Origin of the sequence: Actinoallomurus acaciae, from assembly GCF_042429965.1 — a bacterium.
GTDB lineage: Bacteria > Actinomycetota > Actinomycetes > Streptosporangiales > Streptosporangiaceae > Actinoallomurus > Actinoallomurus acaciae.
The window spans coordinates 1-1927 of record NZ_JBHLZP010000907.1; the positions used below are offsets into that span (position 1 = coordinate 1).

The 1927-nt window shown below is 73.6% G+C and carries 1 protein-coding gene; it reads right to left on the bottom strand.

The features are described from left to right. Window positions 1–1927 (bottom strand): non-ribosomal peptide synthetase (locus ACFFNX_RS48750; RefSeq protein ID WP_378213271.1); only part of this gene is annotated, 1927 nt, incomplete at both ends.

A 1927-nucleotide genomic window follows, 5' to 3' on the forward strand; every position in this document is an offset into this window, starting at 1 on the left:
GGACCACGACGGCGGCCTGCTCGACCGACTCGGCCAGGACCGCCTCGATCTCCCCCAACTCGACCCGATGACCACGGATCTTCACCTGACCATCCGCACGACCCGCGAACTCCAGCACACCGGCGGCGTTCCGGCGGGCCAGGTCACCGGTCCGGTACATGCGGCCACCGCCGAACGGGTCGGCCACGAACCGCTCCGCCGTCAGCCCCGGACGGTTCAGGTAGCCGTGCGCGAGACCGGCCCCGGCGACGTACAGCTCGCCGACCACGCCGGGAAGGACGGGCCGCAGGGCCGCGTCGAGGACATACGTCCGGGTGTCGTCCAGCTCGTACGGGGCGCGGTCCGGGCCGTGCCAGCCGTAGGAGTCCACCGACGCCTCGGTCGGCCCGTAGAGGTCATGGCAGACGAGGCCGGGGACGGCACAGACCCTCGCCCACAGGCCCGGGTCGATGGCCTCACCACCGACCAGCAACACCTTCAGACCCGCCTCCAGCAGGCCCGCCGACACCAACTCCCGCAGATACGTCGGCGTCACATCCAGCACATCCAGATCGCGCGCCGCGGCCACCACCGCCGCGTCGTCGCGGTAGTCGTCCAGCACATGCAGCGCATGCCCGTCGAACATCCACAACAACGGCTCCCACGAACCGTCGAACACGAACGACGCCACATGCCCCACCCGCAGAGCCCGACCCGCCGGCTCCATCAACCGCCGCCGATGCGACAGGAACAGGTTCGCCAGCCCACGGTGCGGTACGACGACGCCCTTCGGGCGACCCGTCGAGCCCGACGTGTAGATCACATAGGCGGCGCCGTCACGGTGGGAGCGGTCCACCGGCGGACCGTCCGGCAGATCGGCCAGGTCCTCCTCACGCAGCACCAGCGCGGGCGCGGCGTCCCCCAGCAGGAACGCCGTACGGTCGGCGGGCTGATCGGTGTCCAGCGGCAGGTACGCCGCACCCGCCTTCAACACCCCCAGCAACGCCGGAACCATCAGAGCACGCGGCAGGTCCAGGCCCACGGTCTGCCCCGGGCGCACACCGCGCCCGGCCAGCGACCACGCCAGCCGGTCGCTCCACTCCCCCAGCTCCGCGAAACTCCACGACCGCCGCCCCGTCACCAACGCCGTCGCCCCCGGCGTACGCGCCATCTGCGCCCCGAACAGGGCCGGGACGGTCGGGAGGTCGCGTCGTGGCGCGGCCGTCACCGGCGCGGCCGGGCCGGCGCCGACGCGTCCGGCGGCCTGCCCGGGGTCGCGGACGATCGACGCCAGGGTGTTCCGCAGACGTACGAGCAGCCCGGCCGCCGTGTCGGCGTCGTACCGGTCGGTCCGGTACTCCAGGGCCAGGTGCAGCCGCTCGCCCGGCCGGGCCGTCAGCGACAGCGGGTAGTGGTCGGCGTCGCGGACCTCGAAGCCGTCGCCGAGGGGGTAGTTCTCGAAGACGGTGAGGGTGTCGAACAGCTCTCCCGCGCCCGCGAGCCGCCGTACGTCGGCGAGGCCCAGGTACTGGTGGTCCATCAGGGCCGACTGCTCGTCCTGTACCCGCGCGAGCAGGTCCGCCACCGGGTCCCACGGCGAGACGCGGACCCGTACGGGCACGGTGTTGATGAACAGGCCGATCAGCCGGTCGGCGGCGGGCAGCTCGGGCGGGCGGCCCGCGACGGTCGTCCCGAACACCACGTCCGTACGGCCGGTCAGCGCCGACAGCAGCAGGCCCCAGGCGCCCTGCACGAGCGTGTTGAGCGTCAGCCCACGGTTGCGGCCGAGCGTGACCAGATCGGCGGACAGGTCCGCCGGCAGGTCGAGGGCGACCCTCCCGGGACGCGCGGACGGAGCGGGCACGGACGGGGCGACCAGCGTCGGGCCGTCCAGCCCGGCGAGCGCCGAGCGCCAGGCCGCCTCGGCGGCGTCCCGGTCACGGGAGGC